At 65.7% G+C, this 18,932-nt stretch carries 13 protein-coding genes; 2 read left to right on the top strand and 11 right to left on the bottom strand.

Features of this window, described 5'->3' with window-relative positions; genetic code table 11:
- From MRBLSP13_RS19540 to MRBLSP13_RS19510, 7 genes are all read right to left on the bottom strand, one after another.
- Complete coding sequence (locus tag MRBLSP13_RS19540) at nucleotides 1-1,389, bottom strand: efflux transporter outer membrane subunit (protein WP_363756192.1); 1,389 nt, start codon at nucleotides 1,387-1,389, stop codon at nucleotides 1-3.
- Between the two features lie 52 nt (nucleotides 1,390-1,441).
- Entirely contained in the window at nucleotides 1,442-2,344 is a 903-nt protein-coding gene (locus MRBLSP13_RS19535) for an efflux RND transporter periplasmic adaptor subunit (RefSeq protein WP_363756190.1), read from the bottom strand.
- Complete coding sequence (locus MRBLSP13_RS19530; RefSeq protein WP_363756188.1) at nucleotides 2,341-2,556, bottom strand: DUF1656 domain-containing protein; 216 nt, start codon at nucleotides 2,554-2,556, stop codon at nucleotides 2,341-2,343. The genes MRBLSP13_RS19535 and MRBLSP13_RS19530 overlap by 4 nt, the downstream gene beginning before the upstream one ends.
- Nucleotides 2,553-4,628, bottom strand: a complete 2,076-nt coding sequence (locus MRBLSP13_RS19525) for an FUSC family protein (RefSeq protein WP_363756186.1) — start codon at nucleotides 4,626-4,628, stop codon at nucleotides 2,553-2,555. Before MRBLSP13_RS19525 ends, MRBLSP13_RS19530 begins: the two co-directional genes overlap by 4 nt.
- A gap of 43 nt (nucleotides 4,629-4,671) precedes the next feature.
- A complete protein-coding gene (locus MRBLSP13_RS19520; protein ID WP_363737936.1) occupies nucleotides 4,672-5,121 on the bottom strand; it encodes a MarR family winged helix-turn-helix transcriptional regulator in 450 nt (149 codons plus the stop codon).
- A 147-nt stretch (nucleotides 5,122-5,268) separates the two neighbouring features.
- Nucleotides 5,269-5,571: a hypothetical protein gene (locus MRBLSP13_RS19515; protein WP_133653240.1), complete on the bottom strand. Its 303-nt coding sequence runs from the start codon at nucleotides 5,569-5,571 to the stop codon at nucleotides 5,269-5,271.
- A 23-nt stretch (nucleotides 5,572-5,594) separates the two neighbouring features.
- The gene (locus MRBLSP13_RS19510; RefSeq protein ID WP_363756184.1) at nucleotides 5,595-8,465 is read right to left on the bottom strand and encodes a M16 family metallopeptidase; all 2,871 of its coding nucleotides are present in this window, start codon (nucleotides 8,463-8,465) and stop codon (nucleotides 5,595-5,597) included.
- A gap of 136 nt (nucleotides 8,466-8,601) precedes the next feature.
- Between MRBLSP13_RS19510 and MRBLSP13_RS19505 the strand changes: the two genes are divergently transcribed.
- Nucleotides 8,602-10,236 (top strand): M28 family metallopeptidase, encoded by a 1,635-nt coding sequence (locus MRBLSP13_RS19505; RefSeq protein WP_363756182.1) that lies wholly within the window; start codon nucleotides 8,602-8,604, stop codon nucleotides 10,234-10,236.
- A 101-nt stretch (nucleotides 10,237-10,337) separates the two neighbouring features.
- The gene (clpB, locus tag MRBLSP13_RS19500; protein ID WP_363737930.1) at nucleotides 10,338-12,917 is read left to right on the top strand and encodes an ATP-dependent chaperone ClpB; all 2,580 of its coding nucleotides are present in this window, start codon (nucleotides 10,338-10,340) and stop codon (nucleotides 12,915-12,917) included.
- An 89-nt stretch (nucleotides 12,918-13,006) separates the two neighbouring features.
- Here the strand turns inward: clpB and MRBLSP13_RS19495 are convergent, their stop codons facing one another.
- From MRBLSP13_RS19495 to xseA, 4 genes are all read right to left on the bottom strand, one after another.
- Nucleotides 13,007-16,030: a TonB-dependent receptor plug domain-containing protein gene (locus MRBLSP13_RS19495; protein WP_363737929.1), complete on the bottom strand. Its 3,024-nt coding sequence runs from the start codon at nucleotides 16,028-16,030 to the stop codon at nucleotides 13,007-13,009.
- A gap of 321 nt (nucleotides 16,031-16,351) precedes the next feature.
- Nucleotides 16,352-17,188: a M23 family metallopeptidase gene (locus tag MRBLSP13_RS19490; protein ID WP_363737928.1), complete on the bottom strand. Its 837-nt coding sequence runs from the start codon at nucleotides 17,186-17,188 to the stop codon at nucleotides 16,352-16,354.
- On the bottom strand, nucleotides 17,189-17,398 hold the full coding sequence (locus tag MRBLSP13_RS19485) for a DUF2093 domain-containing protein (RefSeq protein WP_363737926.1): 210 nt from the start codon (nucleotides 17,396-17,398) through the stop codon (nucleotides 17,189-17,191).
- Nucleotides 17,399-17,432: 34 nt separating this feature from the next.
- Nucleotides 17,433-18,929, bottom strand: a complete 1,497-nt coding sequence (gene xseA, locus MRBLSP13_RS19480; RefSeq protein WP_363737924.1) for an exodeoxyribonuclease VII large subunit — start codon at nucleotides 18,927-18,929, stop codon at nucleotides 17,433-17,435.
- Nucleotides 18,930-18,932 lie beyond the last annotated feature (3 nt).

Genomic DNA, 18,932 nt, shown 5'->3' with positions numbered 1-18,932 from the left:
TCAGGACCAGCCGCCGCCGAGCGCCAGGAAGACGGCAATCTGGTCCTGCACCAACTGCACCCGCGCCGCCGCCGCCGAAGCCTCCGCATTGGCGAGCGAGCGCTGCGCGTCCAGCAGGGACAGGAAATCGCCCCGCCCGAAGCGGAACAGCTTGCCTGCCTGCGCGGCCGAAACCCCCGCGCTGTCCCGCGCGCGGTCGAGAGCCGCCGCCTGATCGGCATGGCGACGATAGTTTTCCAGCGCCGTTTCCGTCTGGCGCAATGCCCCCAGCACCGTTCCGTCGAAGCGCGCCAGATCGGCCTGGACCTGCGCATCTGCCTGCGCGATCCGCGCCCTGACGACGGGACGGTTGGGAAAGCTCCAGCTTAACAGCGGTCCCAGGCTCATGCCGAAGCTGGCCCCTGAACCTGCACTTTTGAGCGGTCCAGACAGGCCCAGCGATCCACCAATGCTGATCTGCGGGTAGAGATCGGCGGTCGCCACTCCGACGCGGGCCGTGTCGGCGGCGATGCTGCGTTCCGCCTGCCGGATGTCCGGCCGTCGCCGGATCAGCGCAGCGCCATCGCCCACCAGCAGGGCCGCACCCAGCGCCGGCAGGGTCGCGCAGCTTTCCACATCCTTCGGATAATCGGCCGGCGGCCGGCCCAGCAAGGTTGCCAGCAGATACAATCCACCCTGCCGCTGCGCGTCGAAGGCGGGCAGGCTGGCCTCGCTTGCGTCGACCGCCGCCTGCGCACGGCTGACGTCGAAGGCCGTGCCCCGCCCTCCCCTGAACAGCCGCTGCGTGGCGCCCAGCGTTTCCCGCTGCAGCGCCACGACGCGCCGGTTGACGGCCAGCGAATAATTGGCGGCGCACACCTGCGCATAAGCGCGCGCCGTTGCCGCCGCCACGCTGACCCGCACATAGTCGCGCGCCGCCGCGACCGTTTCCAGATCGGCGGCGCTCGCCTCTATCGCGCGCCTGATCCGGCCGTTGAGGTCGAGCGGATAGGAGGCGGCAAGGCCCAGATCATAGCCGACCACGCCCGGCAGGCTTTCTGCCGTGCCCGAAGACCGCGAAAGCGTCGCGCCCCCGCTGACCGTCGTGCCGATGGTGCGTGCGGCCTCCGCCTCGCGCAGGACGGCCTGCGCAGCGGTCAGGTTGGCGTCGGCGACGCGCAGGTCGCGATTGGCCACAAGGGCCTGTTCCACCAGCGCGTCCAGCCGGGGGTCGGCATAGAGCCGCCACCAATGATCGGGCAGATCGGCGTTGCTGAAGCGGGCATCCTGCGCCGACAGGAAGGCGCCCTGCGCGGCGGGAGCGGTTGCCGCCGAATTTTCGGATGGATGATAGTCCGGACCCGCCGTGGCGCAGGCGACCAGTGCAAGAGCGAGGACAGGCACCCCCATCCTTGGTCCGCGCCTTCGGCCGGAGGAAGAAAAGGCGCCACTGGCCCGCATCTCACGCATGACGGCACCCCCCGGCCTTCGCATCCTTGCGCGCCGGTTCGATCGTCACGGTGGCTGTACGCCCGGCGATGAGCTTTACCTCCGGGGGCACCTGCGTCAGCTTCACCCGCACCGGGATGCGCTGGGCCAGCCGCACCCAGGAGAAGGTCGGCTCGACCGTCGGCAGCAGATTGCCCGAATCCGATCGGCTGCTGTCATTGATGCCATAGGCGATGCTGTCGACCCGGCCGTGCAGATCCTGCGCCTCCCCCATCAGGCGCACCGTCACGGGCGCACCGATGCAGACCAGGGGCAGCTTGGTTTCCTCGAAATAGCCCTCCACGCGCAGGCTGTCGCGGTCGACCAGCGCCATGGCCTGCTGCCCCGCCGCCACGAAATCGCCCGGATGAAGGTCGAGGTTCGTGACCACCCCATTGACCGACGCGGCCACCCGTGTCCGCCGGAGGTTGAGGGCGGCGGCATCCCGCGCGCTCATCGCTTCGGCCAGCGCCGCCTCCGCCGTCGCGACGCGGGCGACATTCTGCTCATGCGCTTCCTTCGCCACCAGATCGCCCAGCGCCACGTCGCGGGCCGCCTCCCGCCGGGCCTGGCCGAGCGTCGCCCTGGCGCTGGCGATCTGCGCTTCGGCCTGCTCCACCGCCAGCGCGTAGCGGGGCCGGTCGATCACGAACAGCAGGTCGCCCGCCTTCACCGCCTGATTGTCATGCACCGCGACGGAGGTGACGAGTCCGCCAATGTCGGGCGTCACCCGCACGACGTCGGCCCGCACCCGCCCGTCGCGCGTCCAGGGGCTGCGCTCATAATGATTCCACATCCACAGCGCGACGAGCACGGCTGCGATGACGAGGACGATGGTGGCGGCGCTGCGGGTCAGCGTGGCGACAAAGCGGTTCATAGACGGATTCCAAGGGCGGGAACGAGGATGGCGAGCGCCCCCAGCATCAGCACGAAGATGCTGAGGTCGACCGCCGCGCGATAAGCGAGGAAACGATAGAGGCCGACGGCGCCGATCAACCGGGTTACGCCCCAGCTCAGGATCAGCGCCGCCAGCGCCAGCAATAAAAGGGTCGGCACATAGACGCCGCCCAGGGCGATTTCTCCGGTCATGCCGGCTGTCCGATCGGCGAGGGTTTCCGATAGCCCTGACTGTCGGGGAAAAGATTGCGGCGCAGGCTGACCAGCGCAAGGATACCCTCCCGCCGGATCGCGGCGCCGGGATTATCGGACAGATGACTGATCGCGCCGTCGATATCGGTCAGCAGCGCCGGACGGGCCGGTTCCGGTGCATCCGGGTCCAGCCCGCGATAATGGGCGCTGACGCCCGTCAGCACATCGGCGAGCGGCGCGGCTTCATCGACGGGCAGGTCGAGCCGCAACTGCCGCAATTCGCCGATGGCGACGCCGGTCCGCAGGTCGCGCAGCGCGTCGTAGAGCGGCTGCCCGCTGTCGGACCGGACGGCGGCCAGCCGGGGCGCCAGCAGCGCGATGCGATCCAGCATCCGGTTGATCCAGCCGCGCAGGTCAGGCGGCGTCATCAGCGTGGCGCGATTGGCGATGTCGTTCCACCCTGCGCGCACCGTGCGCCGGATCGCCCGCTCCACCCCCGCCGACTGCAGCAGCCCGGCCATGATGATCGCGTACCAAATGCCGACCAGTTGGGCCACGGTGCCATTGGCATAGCTCGCGAAGGCGCCGACATACCGATCGGACAACAGCACTGGACTGCCCAGTCCCAGCAGCGTCGGCAAGGCGATGCCCATCCAGCGCGGCGAGGCCATCATGGTGCCCAACAGCAGCAGCATCGGCGCATAGGCGGCGGCCAGCATGGCAAAGCCGTCAAGGCGCGGCATGATGGCATAGCCATAGACCGCGCCCAGCAGCGAAGCGGCGATGGTGCCGATCATGAAACCCTTTAGCGGCGCCAGCGGATTGTCCGACCCCGCGAAGAGCGAAAGGAACACGCCCGCCAGCATGACCGCGCTGCCGCCGTCCTTCCATCCGCTGCCGATCCAGAGCGCGCAGCCCAGAGCCACGGTGACGAAGGCCGCGAATGCGCCGCGCGCCGCGCCGCCATAGTCCCTGTGCAGTTCCCGGTTGCGCCGCCCCTCCAGCAATTCGCCGACGCGGGCGCTGACCGCCTCCCGCCTGTGGGTCACCATCTGGTCATAGAGGTCGCGGCAGTCGCGATGCGCGGCAATCAGTGCGGCGAGGCGGGCAAAAAGGCTGAGGCGCATCATGTCCGCCCAGCCCATCTCCGCCCGCGCCGCCGGTTCCAGCGCGGAACATCGGGCGATCAGCGCGTCCGCCGCTGCATTGCGGACGGCGAGATCTTCGCCGGGGTTGACGATCCAGGCCCGGACATCCGCTATCAATGTTTCGACCTGCCGCGGCACGACGCCGCCACTGGCCGCCTTCAACATGGCCAGACGATCCTCCACCGCCGCGCCCAGCGGCAGCAGCAGCGAGAGTTGGTCCTGCATGGCGCGCACCGTTCGCACACGCGGCGCGAGGCGGCTTATGTCGAAGGGCAGATGCACCGACATCTGGTGCAGTTCGGTGATGTCCTGCGCCAGGCGGCGGCGTTCCTGCGCCAGCCCCTCCACCGGCTCCAGCGCGATGGCGTCATGCGACCAACGTTCTGCATCGCGCAGCATGGCCGCCGCGCGCGCGAGCAGCAGATCGGTTATGGAGCCGGGGAAGACAACACCGTGGACCAGGGTGCCGCACAGGATGCCGATGGTGATTTCCTGCACCCGCAGCGTCGCCACGGTGAAGATGGTCTGCGGCGTGTCGACGTCGGGAAAGACGATGAGGCAGGCGCTATAGCCCGCCAGCACGAACATATAGGATCGCGGCGTGCGGTCGAGCAGCGAGACGAAAACGCACAAGGCCAGCCACAGCGCCATGGCGAGCGACAGCAATTCCGGCGCATTGACCAGAGGCGGCACGACGGCGACGGAGAAGATCGCCCCGGTCAGCGTGCCGATGATGCGGAACACCGCCTTGGAAATCACTGCACCGGCCAGCGGTTGCGCGACGATATAGCTGGTCAGGAATGCCCAATAGGGACGTTCCAGCCCGATGCTGAGCGCGACATAGAGCGCCAGCATCGCCGCCGCGAAGCATTTGAGGGAAAACAGAGCCGCGGGCCAGCCGACGCGCTCGCCGAAGGCGTTCATGTCAGCGCTCGCATGTCGGACCATTCATGGCGGGTCGTCCCCGTTACGACTGACCCCGCCGCTCGGCCATGCGCCGCTCCAGCAGGTTCAGCAGGTTGACGATGATCTCGATGGCGGCGTCCGGCACACCCTCCAGCAATTCGCGCCGCAAATCCTCCAGCCGCGCCTCTATCCGGCCGATCAGTTCCCGGCCTTCCGGCGTGAAGGCGATTCGGTTGGAACGGCGATCATCGGGATTCGGCACGCGCTCGACAAGTCCCGCCGCCTGCAACTGGTCCAGGGTCCGCACCAGCGAAGGCTGGGTGATCCCCAGTTCCTCGGCGAGATCGGCCTGCCGCGCATCGGCGCCGAGCCGGTCGAGATAGATGAGGCACCAGGCCGCGCTGTTGGAAACGCCGAATTCGGCCAGCGCCAGATCGGCCAATTGCCGCCATTGCCGGGCCACCTGCGGCATTTTATGCGCCAGCGCGCGCTTCAACTCCGATCGTGACATTTTATTTAGATAGCTAACTAATCTCTTGCGTCAAGGGTTTCCGTTCCGCCCAGCGCAGTCGGGAGTATTTTCGGGCCAAGAAAATGGGGCTGGGAAGTCGCCTGCCCAGCCCCTTTCCCAGCCTTCCAGCCTCAGCCTGCCGATCCTTCAGGCCCGACGCGTGCCCGAAAAGCCCGCCGTGCCGAAGGCGCCAAGCTGCATGGTGCCGGTGATGCTGTCGCCGCTCACTTCCGCCTCGCATTCCAGCGTCATCGGCATGGGCAGCGTCATGTTCATCTTCCAGCTCAGCTTGTTGCCCTCGACCTTGCCTTCTGCCACGTCGAGCGAGCCCATCATGCCGGCGAAGGTCCCGTGAAAGCCGTCGCCCGAGCTGATGACGGTCAGCACGCCGTTCTGGTCGCCCATCGGCGTCTTCGCCACGCAATCATAGGCGCCGTCCACTGCTGCCATAGCACTTCTCCTTTACGTAATCGTCAATCTGCCAATGTGCCCATTTCGACCGGAAGTCCGACCACGTCAAGCTGTGGCTTCACCAGTTTCGCGTCGCCCACCACGACCCAGATCAGCCGGTCGGGATTGATCGCCTCCCGTGCTGCCTTGTCCATGTCCGCCGCCGTCATGGCGCGGTAGACGCCCGGAAGCGTCTCATAATAATCATCCGGCCGCCCGATCATCCGGTTCCGCATCATCGCCCCCAGCAGATCGGACGAGGTTTCGAAACTGCCCGGCAAGGACAGGATCTGGCTGTTGATCGTCTGGTTGCGTTCCGCCTCGGTCGTTCCCTTGGCGGTCAGGAAATCGCCGATGTCCTTCCGCGCGGCGACGATGGACTCGCCGGTCTTGTCGGTCTGCACCGGGGCATAGACCAGCAGCGGGATCGTCTCCTTGACGCCTGGCAGTGCGCTGCCCGCATAATAGGCCCAGCCCTTGGTCTCGCGCAGGTCCATGATCAGGCGGGATGTCGAGCTGCCGCCCAGCACTTCATTGGCGGTCAGCAGCGTCACCGGATTGTCGGTGCCCGCCTTGTTGGTCAGCTGCCCGGCAAGGATCATCGACTGGGGGCTTTGCGGCTTGTCGACCAGGATGATCCGCGAAGGCCGCATCATGCGGTCCATGCGGAACAGCTTCGTCCCCTTTGCAACCCTGGGTGCCTTCCAGTCGCCGAAGCGCTTTTCCAGCAGCGGCATCACGTCGGCCAGCGTCGTGTCGCCCGTCACGAAGATCGTCGCATTGTCCGGCCGAAGCCATTTGTCATGGAAGGCGACCAGATCGGGCCGCGTCACCGCCTTCACCCCGCTTTCCGTGCCGGAGCCGGTGAAGGGAATGCCATAGGGGTGCGCCTGTCCATAGAGCAAGGGCGGCAGCAGGCGCTGCGCGATCGGCATGGGTTCGGTCTTTTCCGCCGCGATCCGGGTCAGCACCTGGCCGCGCAGGCGTTCGACCTCCGCCGGCGCGAAGGCCGGGTTGCGGATCACGTCCGCCAACAGGCCGAGCGAGGCGTCCAGATTCGGCTTCAGCGCATAGAGGCCGACATTGGTCGCATCCATGCCGTTGCCGGCGCTGATCGACGCGCCCAGCCGTTCCTGCTCCTCGGCGATCTGGATCGAACTGCGCGTTGTCGTGCCCTCGTCCAACAGCGCCGTGGTGAGGCCCGCCGTGCCCAGTTTCGCCTTGTCGTCGGCGGCATTGCCCGCGTCGAAGGACACGGACACCCGCACCACCGGCACCGTCGCCCGGCGCGCGAACACCACCGGGATGCCGTTCTTCAAGGTCGCATGTTCGACCGCCGGAAACTCCAGGTCCTTGACCGGCTCGATCCCCGGCTCCGCGATCCTGGTCGGCGGGGGCGGGGTCGCCGCGACCGGCGCGGGCTTCTTGGGATCGCGGAAATAGGCCGGATGATGGGTGGCGTTGCCGGCCAGCGCATTGTCCTCCGCCGACCGCTCGCCCGGCGCCACGGTCAGCCGGAAGACCGGCCTTCCCAGCCATTTGCGCGCGGCATCGCTGACCGACTGGGGCGTCGCTGCGGCATAGGCGGCCAGATCCTTCTTATATTTGCCCGGATCGTTCGAATAGACGGCGCCTTCGGCCAGGGTCACCGCCTTGCCGCTGAAGCCGCCGACCTTTTCCAGCCCGCCGATGGTGCCCGAAAGCTGCTGCGTCGCGGCGCGCTGCACCTCGTCCGCCGTCGGGCCCTTGGCAAGATAGTCGGCCAGAAGCTGGTCGAGCCGCTTGCCGACCGCCACCGGGTCCTGTCCCGGCTTCACGTCCACGGTGATCTCCGCGATGGAGAGCTTCTCGAAGGGCTGGATGTTCGCCTTCACGCCCACCGCGACCTTCTCGTCACGCACCAGTATATTGTCGAGGCGGGAGGAATTGAGGCCGCCGAACACCGCCATTGCAAGGTTCAGCGGAACCAGGTCATCCGAATTCACCCCAGGCACGATCCAGTTGCGGTAGAGCCGGGTGGCGGCGACATTGTCATGCATCACCTTCTCGACATCCTTGTCGAGCGTGGGCACGGTCGCATCCACATCCTTGGGCGCGGGGCCGGCGAGGATGTTGCCGAACCATTTTTCGACCTTCGCCCTGGCCGTGGGCACGTCGATGTCGCCCGCCAGCACCAGCACGGCGTTGTTCGGGCCATAATGGGTCTTGAACCATGTCTGCACGTCGCCCAGGCTGGCGGCGTTCAGGTCCGCCATCGAACCGATGGTCGAATGGCGATAGGGGTGCCCTTCCGGCAGCATGGCTGCGAGCTGCGCATATTCGACCAGCCCATAGGGCTCATTCTCGCCCATCCGCTTTTCATTCTGCACGACGCCCCGCTGGGTATCGAGCTTGGCCTGCGTCACGGCGCCGAGCAAATGGCCCATGCGGTCGGATTCGAGGAACAGCGCCCGGTCGAGCGCCCCGGTCGGCACCGTCTCGAAATAATTGGTGCGGTCGAACCAGGTCGTGCCGTTCCAGTCGGTCGCGCCGATATCCTCCAGCCGCCCGAAAAAGGGTCCGTCGGCATTTTCCGAGCCATAGAACATCAGATGTTCGAACAGATGGGCGAAGCCCGTCTTGCCTGCCGGTTCGAAGCGCGATCCCACATGATACCAGATCGATACGCCGACCACGGGCGCCTTGCGGTCGGTGTGGACGATGACGCGGAGCCCGTTCTTCAACGTGAACTGCTCATAGGGAATGTTCACCGCCGCCACCAGGCTGGAGAGCGGCGCGGGCGCGCTGGCCGACGGCGCCACCGGAGCGGCCGCCGCCGGCATCGTGGGAACAAGCGCGAGCGAGGACAGGCCGATCATCAACATTATCCGGCGGGAAAAGGGGGAGAAGGTCATGAGCGCCTCATGATGGTCAGTGGATTGGCCGGCAGCATAGCGGGGCGCTTTAGCCGCGCAATACGCTTTCCGCTGGACAGGCGGGATGGGCGCGATAGGCTTTGCCTCCAACCATAAGAAGAGGTCTTCGCACCCGATGCGCCGTCATTCCCTCGCCTTCGTGTCCGCCCTCGGCCTTGTCCTCGCCACGCCCTACCCCTCCTCCGCTGAAACCGCGCCTGCCATCGGTGCGGACGCCATTCGCGCCGATATCGGTTTCCTGGCGGACGACCTGCTGGAGGGGCGCGACGCGGGCACGCGCGGTTATGACATCGCCGCCCGTTATGTCGCCGCCCGGTTCGAGGCATTGGGCCTGCGGCAGGTCATTCCCGATAGCTGGTATCAGCCCGTGACGCTCGCCGTGGCACGGCTCGACAAGGCGTCCGCGCCCTCGATCAGCATCGGCGGCAGGCGCTTCGCCAATGGCGAGGATATCGCCATCGGCGCATTTGGACGCGAACCGCGGCAGAGCATGGAGGCGCAGGCCGTGTTCGTCGGCTATGGCCTGAAATCCGATCGCGAGAAGATCAACGATTATGCTGGCCTCAACCTCAAGGGCAAGTTCGCGGTTGCGCTGTCCGGCGCCCCGGCCGGCATGCCGAGCGAGATCGGCGCGCATCTCGCCGCCGAAAAGTCCCTGGCCGCGCAGCAGGCAGGCGCCGTCGGCCTTATCACCATACCCACCGCCAGCTATCTGGGCCGCACGCCGTGGGAAAAGATACGCGACCGGGCGCAGCACCCTTCGGCAAGCTGGGTCGCCAGGGACGGCCAGCCCTATGTCCGCACGCCTGCCATCCGGGGCACCGCGACGGTGACCGGCGCAGCCGCCGACGCACTGCTCGCAGGGTCGGGCAAGAGCCTCGCCGCGATCCGCGCGCAGGCGGAAAGAAAGGGTGCCCGACCCAGGGGATTCGCGCTGCGACCCACGGTCCGGATCGACCGCACCAGCATCGTCGAAACGGCACCCAGCCGCAATGTGCTGGCGGTCCTGCCCGGCGCCGACCCGGCGCTTTCGCATGAATATGTGCTGCTGATGGCGCATCTCGATCATCTGGGGATGGAGGAGAACGGCAAGGGACCGGACAGGGTCTATAACGGCGCGATGGACAATGCCTCGGGCATCGCCACCCTGCTTGCCGTGGCAAGGGCGTTCGCGGAGAGTGGGGAGCGACCCAGGCGGTCCATCCTGTTCGCGGCCGTCACCGCGGAGGAAGACGGGCTGCTGGGGTCGCAATATCTGGCGAAGAACCCTGTCCTGCCGGCAGGCGGCAGGCTGGTCGGGGTGGTCAATCTCGACATGCCGATCCTGACCTATGATTTCCACGACGTGATCGCCTTTGGCGCCGATCATTCGACCCTTGGGCCAATCGCAGAGAAGGCGGCCAGGGCGCAGGGCATCTCGCTTTCGCCCGATCCGTTGCCGGCCGAAGGGCTGTTCACCCGGTCCGACCATTATCGCTTCGTCCAGGAAGGGGTACCGGCGCTGTTCCTGATGACCGGCTTTGCGGGTCCGGGAAGGGAGGCATTCGAACATTTCCTCAAGACCGACTATCACCAGCTTTCCGATCAGATGAGCCTGCCCTTCAACTGGGATGCGGCCGCGAAGTTCGCCAGGGTGAACTATGCCATTGCGCGGGAGATCGCGGACGAGCCGCAGGCGCCGCGCTGGTACAAGGGGGATTTCTTTGGGGATGCATTTGCGCCGGATGCGCCCAAGGCGACGAAACCATGAACGATCCGGTGAATTGATAGCGCATAAGGATATTTGCGTAGCGCCTCTTGTGTTGCTTTTATGCAACATTACATCGTGAGCAGCTTCACGAAGGGGATAGTATGAACCTCGAAAAATTCACTGACCGCGCCAAGGGCTTTCTCCAGTCGGCGCAGACCGTCGCGATCCGGATGAGCCATCAGCGCATCAGCCCGGAGCATTTGCTGAAGGCATTGCTGGAGGACCAGCAGGGCATGGCGTCCGGCCTGATCAAGGCGGCGGGCGGCGATGCGGGCGTGGCGTTGCGCGAAACCGATGCGGCGCTGGCCAAGGTTCCTGCCGTTTCCGGCAGCGGGGCGCAGCAGACACCCGGCCTCGACAACGACGCCGTGCGCGTGCTGGACAGCGCGGAACAGGTCGCGGCCAAGGCGGGCGACAGCTTCGTCACGGTCGAGCGGCTGTTGCTGGCCCTCACCCTGGCCACCACCACGGCGGCGGGCAAGGCGCTGAGCGCGGCGGGCGTGAAGGCGGAAGGCCTGAACGCCGCGATCAATAATCTGCGCGGCGGACGGACCGCCGACACGGCGGGGGCGGAGGATCGCTATGACGCGCTCAAGAAATTCGCCCGCGACCTGACCGAGGCGGCGCGCGAGGGCAAGCTCGACCCCGTGATCGGCCGCGACGAGGAAATCCGGCGGACGATCCAGATCCTGGCTCGCCGCACCAAGAACAATCCCGTCCTGATCGGCGATCCCGGCGTCGGCAAGACCGCCATCGCCGAAGGGCTGGCGCTGCGCATCGCCAATGGCGACGTGCCCGATACGCTGAAGGACCGCACGCTGATGGCGCTCGACATGGGCAGCCTGATCGCGGGCGCCAAATATCGCGGCGAGTTCGAGGAACGGCTGAAGGGCGTTCTCGACGAGGTGAAGGGCGCGGAGGGCCAGATCGTCCTGTTCATCGACGAGATGCACACGCTGATCGGCGCGGGCAAGTCCGAGGGGGCGATGGATGCGGGCAATCTGCTGAAGCCCGCCCTTGCGCGCGGCGAACTCCATTGCATCGGCGCGACGACGCTCGACGAATATCGCAAATATGTCGAGAAGGACCCCGCGCTCCAGCGGCGCTTCCAGCCCGTCTTCGTGGGCGAGCCGACGGTGGAGGACACCATCTCCATCCTGCGCGGCCTCAAGGAGAAATATGAGCTGCACCATGGCGTGCGGATCACCGACGGCGCGATCGTGTCGGCGGCGACGCTCGGCAATCGTTACATCACCGACCGTTTCCTGCCGGACAAGGCCATCGACCTGATGGACGAGGCCGCCAGCCGCCTGCGCATGGAGGTGGAATCCAAGCCGGAGGAGATCGAGACGCTCGACCGGCGGATCATCCAGCTCAAGATCGAGCGGGAGGCGCTGAAGAAGGAGACGGACAAGGCGTCGCAGGACCGTCTGGCGGCGCTGGAGGAAGACCTGGCCAATCTGGAGCAGCAGTCGGCCGAACTGACGCAGCGCTGGCAGGCGGAGAAGGACAAGATCGCGGGCGAGAGCAAGCTGAAGGAACAGTTGGACGCCGCCCGCGTCGAGCTGGACCAGGCGCAGCGGGCCGGTGATCTGGCGAAGGCGGGGGAACTGGCTTACGGCCGCATCCCCGACCTGGAACGCAAGCTGGAGGAGGCCCAGAACGTCACCCAGGGCGCGATGCTGCGCGAGGAGGTGACGAGCGAGGACATCGCCTCTGTCGTCAGCCGCTGGACCGGCATCCCCGTCGACCGCATGCTGGAGGGCGAGCGGGAGAAGCTGCTCGCCATGGAAGCGGAACTGGGCAAGCGCGTCATCGGGCAGGCCGATGCGGTGAAGGCCGTGGCGACCGCCGTGCGCCGATCCCGGGCCGGATTGCAGGACCCGAACCGGCCGCTGGGGTCGTTCCTGTTCCTGGGGCCGACGGGCGTCGGCAAGACCGAGTTGACCAAGGCGCTTGCCGGCTTCCTGTTCGACGACGACAGCGCGATGGTGCGCATCGACATGAGCGAGTTCATGGAGAAGCATTCGGTCGCCCGGCTGATCGGTGCGCCTCCGGGCTATGTCGGCTATGAGGAAGGCGGCGTGCTGACCGAAGCCGTCCGCCGCCGCCCCTATCAGGTCGTGCTGTTCGACGAGGTGGAGAAGGCGCATGGCGACGTGTTCAACGTGCTGCTGCAGGTGCTGGACGACGGCCGCCTGACCGATGGGCAGGGCCGCACGGTGGACTTCACCAACACGATCATCGTGCTGACGTCGAACCTGGGCAGCCAGTTCATCGCTTCGCTGGCCGATGACGAGCCGGTGGAGAAGGTCGAGGATCAGGTGATGGACATCGTCCGCGCCCATTTCCGGCCGGAATTCCTGAACCGGCTGGACGAGGTGATCCTGTTCCACCGCCTGGGCGCGAGCCATATGGCGCCGATCGTCGACATCCAGGTGGCGCGGATCGGCAAGCTGCTGAAGGACCGCAAGGTGACGCTGGACCTGACCGACGGCGCGCGGGCGTGGCTGGGGCGGGTCGGCTATGACCCGGTCTATGGCGCAAGGCCGCTGAAGCGGGCGGTGCAGCGCTATTTGCAGGACCCGCTGGCCGACCTGATCCTGCGCGGCGAGGTGCCTGACGGGGCGACTGTGAAGGTCGATGAAGGCGACGGGGGGTTGAGGCTGGGGATTGGTTGAGCGTTTCAATCAGGACCGGATGAGACAAACAGAAAGGGCGCTTCCTGATGGAAGCGCCCTTTCCTTATACCCTTTCGGACCCGTGAAGATCAGTAGTTGAACTTCGCGCCGACGCGGAAGTAGCGACCAAGGATACCCTCGCCACCCTGGACCGGGTTATAGGCATGGGCGCCATAGGTGACCGGATCGATCGGAGGCATCTTGTCGAACACATTCAGCATGTTGGCATAGAAGGTGAACTGATCCGTCACCTTGACCTGCGCATTGAGGTCGAAGGTGATGTAGTTCTTCACGCGGCAGGGCACGAAGCGGTCCGGATTCTGGCCGCAATCCTTGTAGCCGTCACCCTGGTCCATCGCCGACAGGTCGTACCCGCCGAAGAAGTTGGTGGTGCCGCTGAGCGCGAATTTGCCGAAGTCCAACGTGTTGGTCCAGGTGCCGCGCCACTTGGGCGTGCCCGAACCGGCGGTCAGGTTGAAGTTGCCCAGCGTGCCATCATAGCGCTGCACCGAACCGTCGGGGAACTTGGTTTCCAGACGGATGATGTAGCTGGCCTCCAGCGAGCTGTTCCAGCGGATGCCGTCGCTGATCGGCAGGTCGAGATTGGCGCCGAAGTCCAGGCCTTCCGACTTGATCGTGTCGGCGTTGATGAAGCCGGACTGGACGAAGGCCACGCGCGGCTGACGCGGATCGCCCGGGGCGATGGGCACGTCCTCGATCACGTTGAAGCCCGCCGGGATCGGCAGACCGGCATAATAGGCCTGCAGTGCAGGCGTATTGTCCGCCGTGGTGATCGCGCCCGTCTTCTTGATGTTGTAATAGTCGACGGTGAAGGACAGGCCCCGCATCGGCTCGACCAGGATGCCGGCGGTGAAGCTGCGCGACTTTTCCGGCTTCAGATTGGGATTGGCCAGCGACGTCGCACCATAGGTGCCGCTGCGGATATATTGCGGACAGCTGCTGAAGGTCGCGACCGTACAGCCATATTGAGCCAGATAGGTGTCGTTGAACAGCGTCGCGCCATTGCCCACATAACCGGTCGTCGGGAAGGTCGCATTCGCCTCACCGAAGCTGGGGATGCGGAAGCCCTTCGAATAGGTACCGCGCAACAGCACCTGCCTGATCGGCTTCACCTTCACGCCGATCTTCGGCGAGAAATTGTCGATACCGCCGGAATAGCGGTCATAACGGCCCGACGCGTTGATTTCGACCTGGTCGATGATCGGCGCGTTCAATTCGGCATAGGCCGAATAGACGCGGCGATTGCCCTTCACGGCAAAGCCGTTCAGGCGATAATAGCGCTCCGTACCACCGTTGATATCCGAATTGATCGAGGGCGAATCGACCGCTTCGTAGCGGAACGACACGCCGAAGCCGAGCTGCAGCGGACCACCGGGCAGATCGAGCAGGTCGCCGCTGACATTCGCCTGCGCCTGCACCATGTCGGAGGTCGACGTCGCGATCGCCGTCGGCATCAGATAATCCAGGGTTGCCTGGCTGTTGGCGTTCGGATTGACGAAGTTGTAGCTGCCGTCGGCGATCACGTCCAACAGATGCTGGATATAGACATAGCCGTCCGACTTGCGGCGCAGGTCCATGTGCATCGCGGTCGCGTCGACCTGATAGTTCCACTTGTCGTTGATCGGTCCCTTGATGCCGATCGCACCGCGATAGGCGCGGGTGCGCGATTCGTCATGCTCGATCGAATTGGAAATGCGACCGATGATCGCGGCGTTCTGACCCGATGCCGCGAAAGGGTTGTTGGGGTTCAACGTGCCGTTGGCGGCGGTGCAGGCCACGGTCGTGCCGCGCGGGCAGACATAGACCGGCAGTTGCAGGATGGTGTTGCCGCCATAATAAGCCACATTGCCCGAGCTGCTGTAGCGCGGGAAATAGAAGGGTGCCGGCGCATTCGCACGAATGGTCGTGGGCAGGCCGTCATAGCTGACATCAGTCTGCAGGAAGTTGAACTGGGCATAGGCTTCGCTCGAATCGCCGACCCGGGCGGTGAAGCGGGCCGAGAAACCGTAGCGTTGAATATCCGGATTGATGACGCCGTAATTCTTGGTCAGGTCTTCCTGACAGACGGTCGACGGCGCACCCGCTGCGAGATTGTCCGCCAGTTCGGCAGGCGTCAGGGAATAGGAGGTGCTGCGGGCATTACAACCAGCGGGATTTAGAAGCTGATAGTTGCCGCTTTGAGTGCCGGTCAGCGAATTCGCGGGTCGGACGAAGAAGTTGCTGCCGGTGTTGGTGACGACCGGACTGAAACCCGGATAATTACCTTCACCGTCCAGGCCATCGACGACGTTGTTGGGGCCGCAATTGCCGTCATGGCAAACACCGCGATAGTCGTCGCTGTTATAGGGATAGCCGCGCTGGCTGTTCTTCAGCTGCTTGCTATTATAATAGAAGCCGCTGACATAGGCGTTATAGCCATTGTCCTCCAGATCGCCGGTGCCGGCGGTCAGCGACAGGCGATATTGCTGCCCGTCGCCGCGGCTGGAGATGCCGCTTTCCACGCGGCCGGCAACGCCCTTGAAATTCTTCTTGGTGATGACGTTGACCACGCCCGCGATCGCGTCCGCGCCATAGCTGGACGAGGCGCCGTCGCGCAGCACTTCGACATGGTCGACGATATCGTCGGGGATGGTGTTGAGGTCGACGAAGTTGCGCGTACCGTCATCCGACAGCGGGTAATAGGCAGCGCGCATGCCGTCGAACAGGACCAGCGTCGAGTTGGTCGACAGGCCGCGCAGTGACACGGCGGAAGCGCCGGCCGCAAATGCGCCGTTGGCCGAAAAGCTGTTGGTCAGCGCCGGGCCGTTATTGGCGGCTATGCGCTGCAGACCTTCCTGAACCGTGCTGATGCCGCGCTTGTCGAGATTTTCGACCGAGACGGTGGTGATCGGCGACGGGGTTTCGGCGTCGGTGCGGCGGATGATGGAGCCGGTAACGACGATCACGTCGCCGTTATCTTCAGGCGCTGCGCCCTGCGCCGCTTCCTGGGCGAAGGCGGGTGTGGCGAAAGCGGCAAAACCAGCGCCTGCCAATGCAAGCGCCTGCAGCGCCGCGCTTCCGCGCAGCCACGCGTTATTCGAGTTGGTCTTCACTATCCAGTCCCTTGCTCTGGAGGCCCGCGGATTGGCCCGCGTACTGTTTTGGACGCGTGAAGAGGGCGAAGAGCCCGACAGCAAAACCCTCTTCACGCGTGCTGCGGATTACTCTGCGCAGACGTTTTATGAGTGTAAAGCAGGGGAGAAGGTCAAAAATCGCATTTGATCTGAACTGTAGCAATTATGCCACAAACCCGAAAAACTCACATTGAACGGCTGTTTAACAACATTGTTACAGGTCCGAGTTTTCGGGCAAAATTTTACATTTCCGGCTCCGGCAAACGAACGAATAAAATTATAGTTCCGTGAAATATTGCTTCACTGCGGCGGCATTGGACCGGCGAGCAGAAGCGGGTCGATCCGGGCGTCATTCCACTTCATGGCCCAATGCAGATGGGGTCCGGTCGCCCTGCCGGTGGCGCCGATCGCGCCGATGCGCTGTCCCTGGACCACATGCTGGCCGGGAATCACATCGATCCGCGAGAGGTGCAGGAAGGCGCTGTTCAATCCATGGCCATGGTCGATCATCAGCAGATTGCCCTCCAGCGTGAAAGGGTGATCGGCCGCCAGCGTCGCCACTCCATCGGCCGGGGCCACCACCGGCTCGCCCGGGGCGCCCGCAATGTCGACGCCGCCATGATAGGCGCCCGGCTGTCCCTGATAAATACGCTGTGCGCCGAACAGGCCGGAGATACGGCCAAGGCGTGGCCAGATGAACCGCTGGCGCCAGCCCTGCGCGTCGGTCATTTCCTGGCGAGCGGCGGCGATCTGCTCCAGCTCCGGCTTTCGCAGGGCGAGGAAGGCCTGCGTGTTCCTGGTGGGGCGCAGCGGCGCATCGACCTGTTCGATCCGCCAATCCCGCGATGCGACGGCCAGGGTGCGCTCGACCATGGTTCCGTCGGCAAGACGCGCCCTCAGCCCGGCCTGCGGCGCGGCATCGCGATCGAAGGCGATCAGGAAGCGGCCATCGGCATCGACCGGCACCAGCTGGTCATCGAAACGCAGTTCGACGGTGCCCCTGGGCGCCGTGCCCAGCAACGCGCCGCCCTGCATGGGGGCGCCGTTCAGAACCAGTTCCGGACCGGCGGGAGCAGCGGACGTCGCGACCGTCATGCCGGCCACCGCCAGTGCCGCCGCGACGATCCAGCGCTTCATCTAGGATCCGCGCGCCTTCAGTTCGGCCTGGGCGGACAGTTCGGCGCTGGCATAAGGTTCCTGCCGCGATATGCTCCAGTAACGCAGGTCGTCCAGCGGGATCTTCCGTCCGCTGACGGCGCAGACCACATGGTCGCCCGCCTGCAGGACGCGAAAGCTGTAGGCCATATAGTGCAGCCGGGCCGGGCGGTCGCGGTTGGACATCAGCATGGGATCACTCGGCCTTTCTCGTACGGCGGCATCGTCAGGAAAACAGGTCCTGCTGCCCGATTTCCTTGCCCTCGCGCGGTTTGCGCGGGGTGCGGGACGGACTCGATATAGCTTCCGCGGACGGCTTCTCAAGGGGGGTGCCGCCCTGGATGCTCGCGCCCACCGCGCCATCGCGGAAGTGCAGGCTGACGACGCCTTCCGCCTGGGCCTGCGCCACGGATTTCACCAGCCGGTCGCCCGCCATCACCCGCGCAAATCCGCGTTGCAGCGGCAGATCGGGATCGACCGAGGTGAAGAGCCGCGACACCCGGTCGAAGGCGGTCGCCCGGTCCTGATAGACGCGCTCCAGATAATCCGGGCGCAGCCGCAACCGGTCGACACGCTCGGCAGCGCGGCTGACATATTGGCGGAGCAGCGCAGGCCGCAGCGCGCCGCCCGCCTGGCCAAGATGCGCGCGCGCGTCGGCCACGCGGTGCCGCAGCGCGCCGCCAAGGCCATCGGACAACTGGTCCAGCCTCTGCCGCTGGGGGCTGAGCAGCATGTCGGGCGTGGGCATCAGCCGCGCCTGCATTTCCAGCCGTTCTCGCGCCTGCGCCGCGCCGCGCCGCACGGCCCGGTCCATGCGAAGCCCCTGTTCGGTCAGCATCGCCAGCAATTCGGCCCGCACGGGCACGGCCATTTCGGCGGCGGCGGTCGGCGTGGGAGCGCGCATGTCGGCGGCATAGTCGCAGAGCGTCGTGTCCGTTTCATGCCCCACGGCGGAGATGATGGGGATGGAGCATTCCGCGACGGCGCGGACGACGATCTCCTCATTGAAGCTCCACAGATCCTCGATCGAACCGCCGCCGCGCGCCACGATCACCAGATCGGGCCGGGGCACCATGCCGCCGGGCTGCATCTCGCTGAAGCCGCGCACCGCGCGCGCCACCTGATCGGCGGCGCCCTGCCCCTGGACCAGCACCGGCCAGAGCAGCACCTGCGTCGGGCATCGATCCTCCAGCCGATGCAGGATGTCGCGGATCACCGCACCCGTGGGGGACGTCACCACGCCGATCACGCGGGGCATGAACGGCAAGCGGCGCTTGCGTTCCCGGTCGAACAGCCCTTCCGCCGCCAGCTTCTGCCTGAGCTTTTCCAGCAGCGCCATCAGCGCGCCTTCGCCAGCCAGTTCCATCCGCTCGATCACGATCTGATATTTGGAGCGGCCGGGATAGGTGGTGAGCTTGCCCGTCGCTATCACCTCCGCACCATCCTGCGGCGCGAAGGGCAGGCGTGCCGCCCCGCCCTTCCACATCACGCCGTCGATCACGGCATTGTCGTCCTTCAGGCAAAGATAGATGTGCCCCGATCCAGCCCGCTTGAAGCCGGAAATCTCCCCGCGAACGCGGACATGGCCGAAACGGTCCTCGACCGTGCGCTTCAACAGGCCCGACAATTCGCTCACGCTGAGCGGCGGCGCGTTGTCCCCCGAGCGTTCCTCGGCTAACAGGCGCCCCGACACATCGAAACCAGCTTCATATTCCGGGGACATGGG

Source organism: Sphingobium sp. LSP13-1-1.1, assembly GCF_040676415.1.
Taxonomy (GTDB): domain Bacteria; phylum Pseudomonadota; class Alphaproteobacteria; order Sphingomonadales; family Sphingomonadaceae; genus Sphingobium.
Note: the sequence above shows the minus strand (reverse complement) of the source record. Positions and strands in the feature narration are given on the sequence as shown.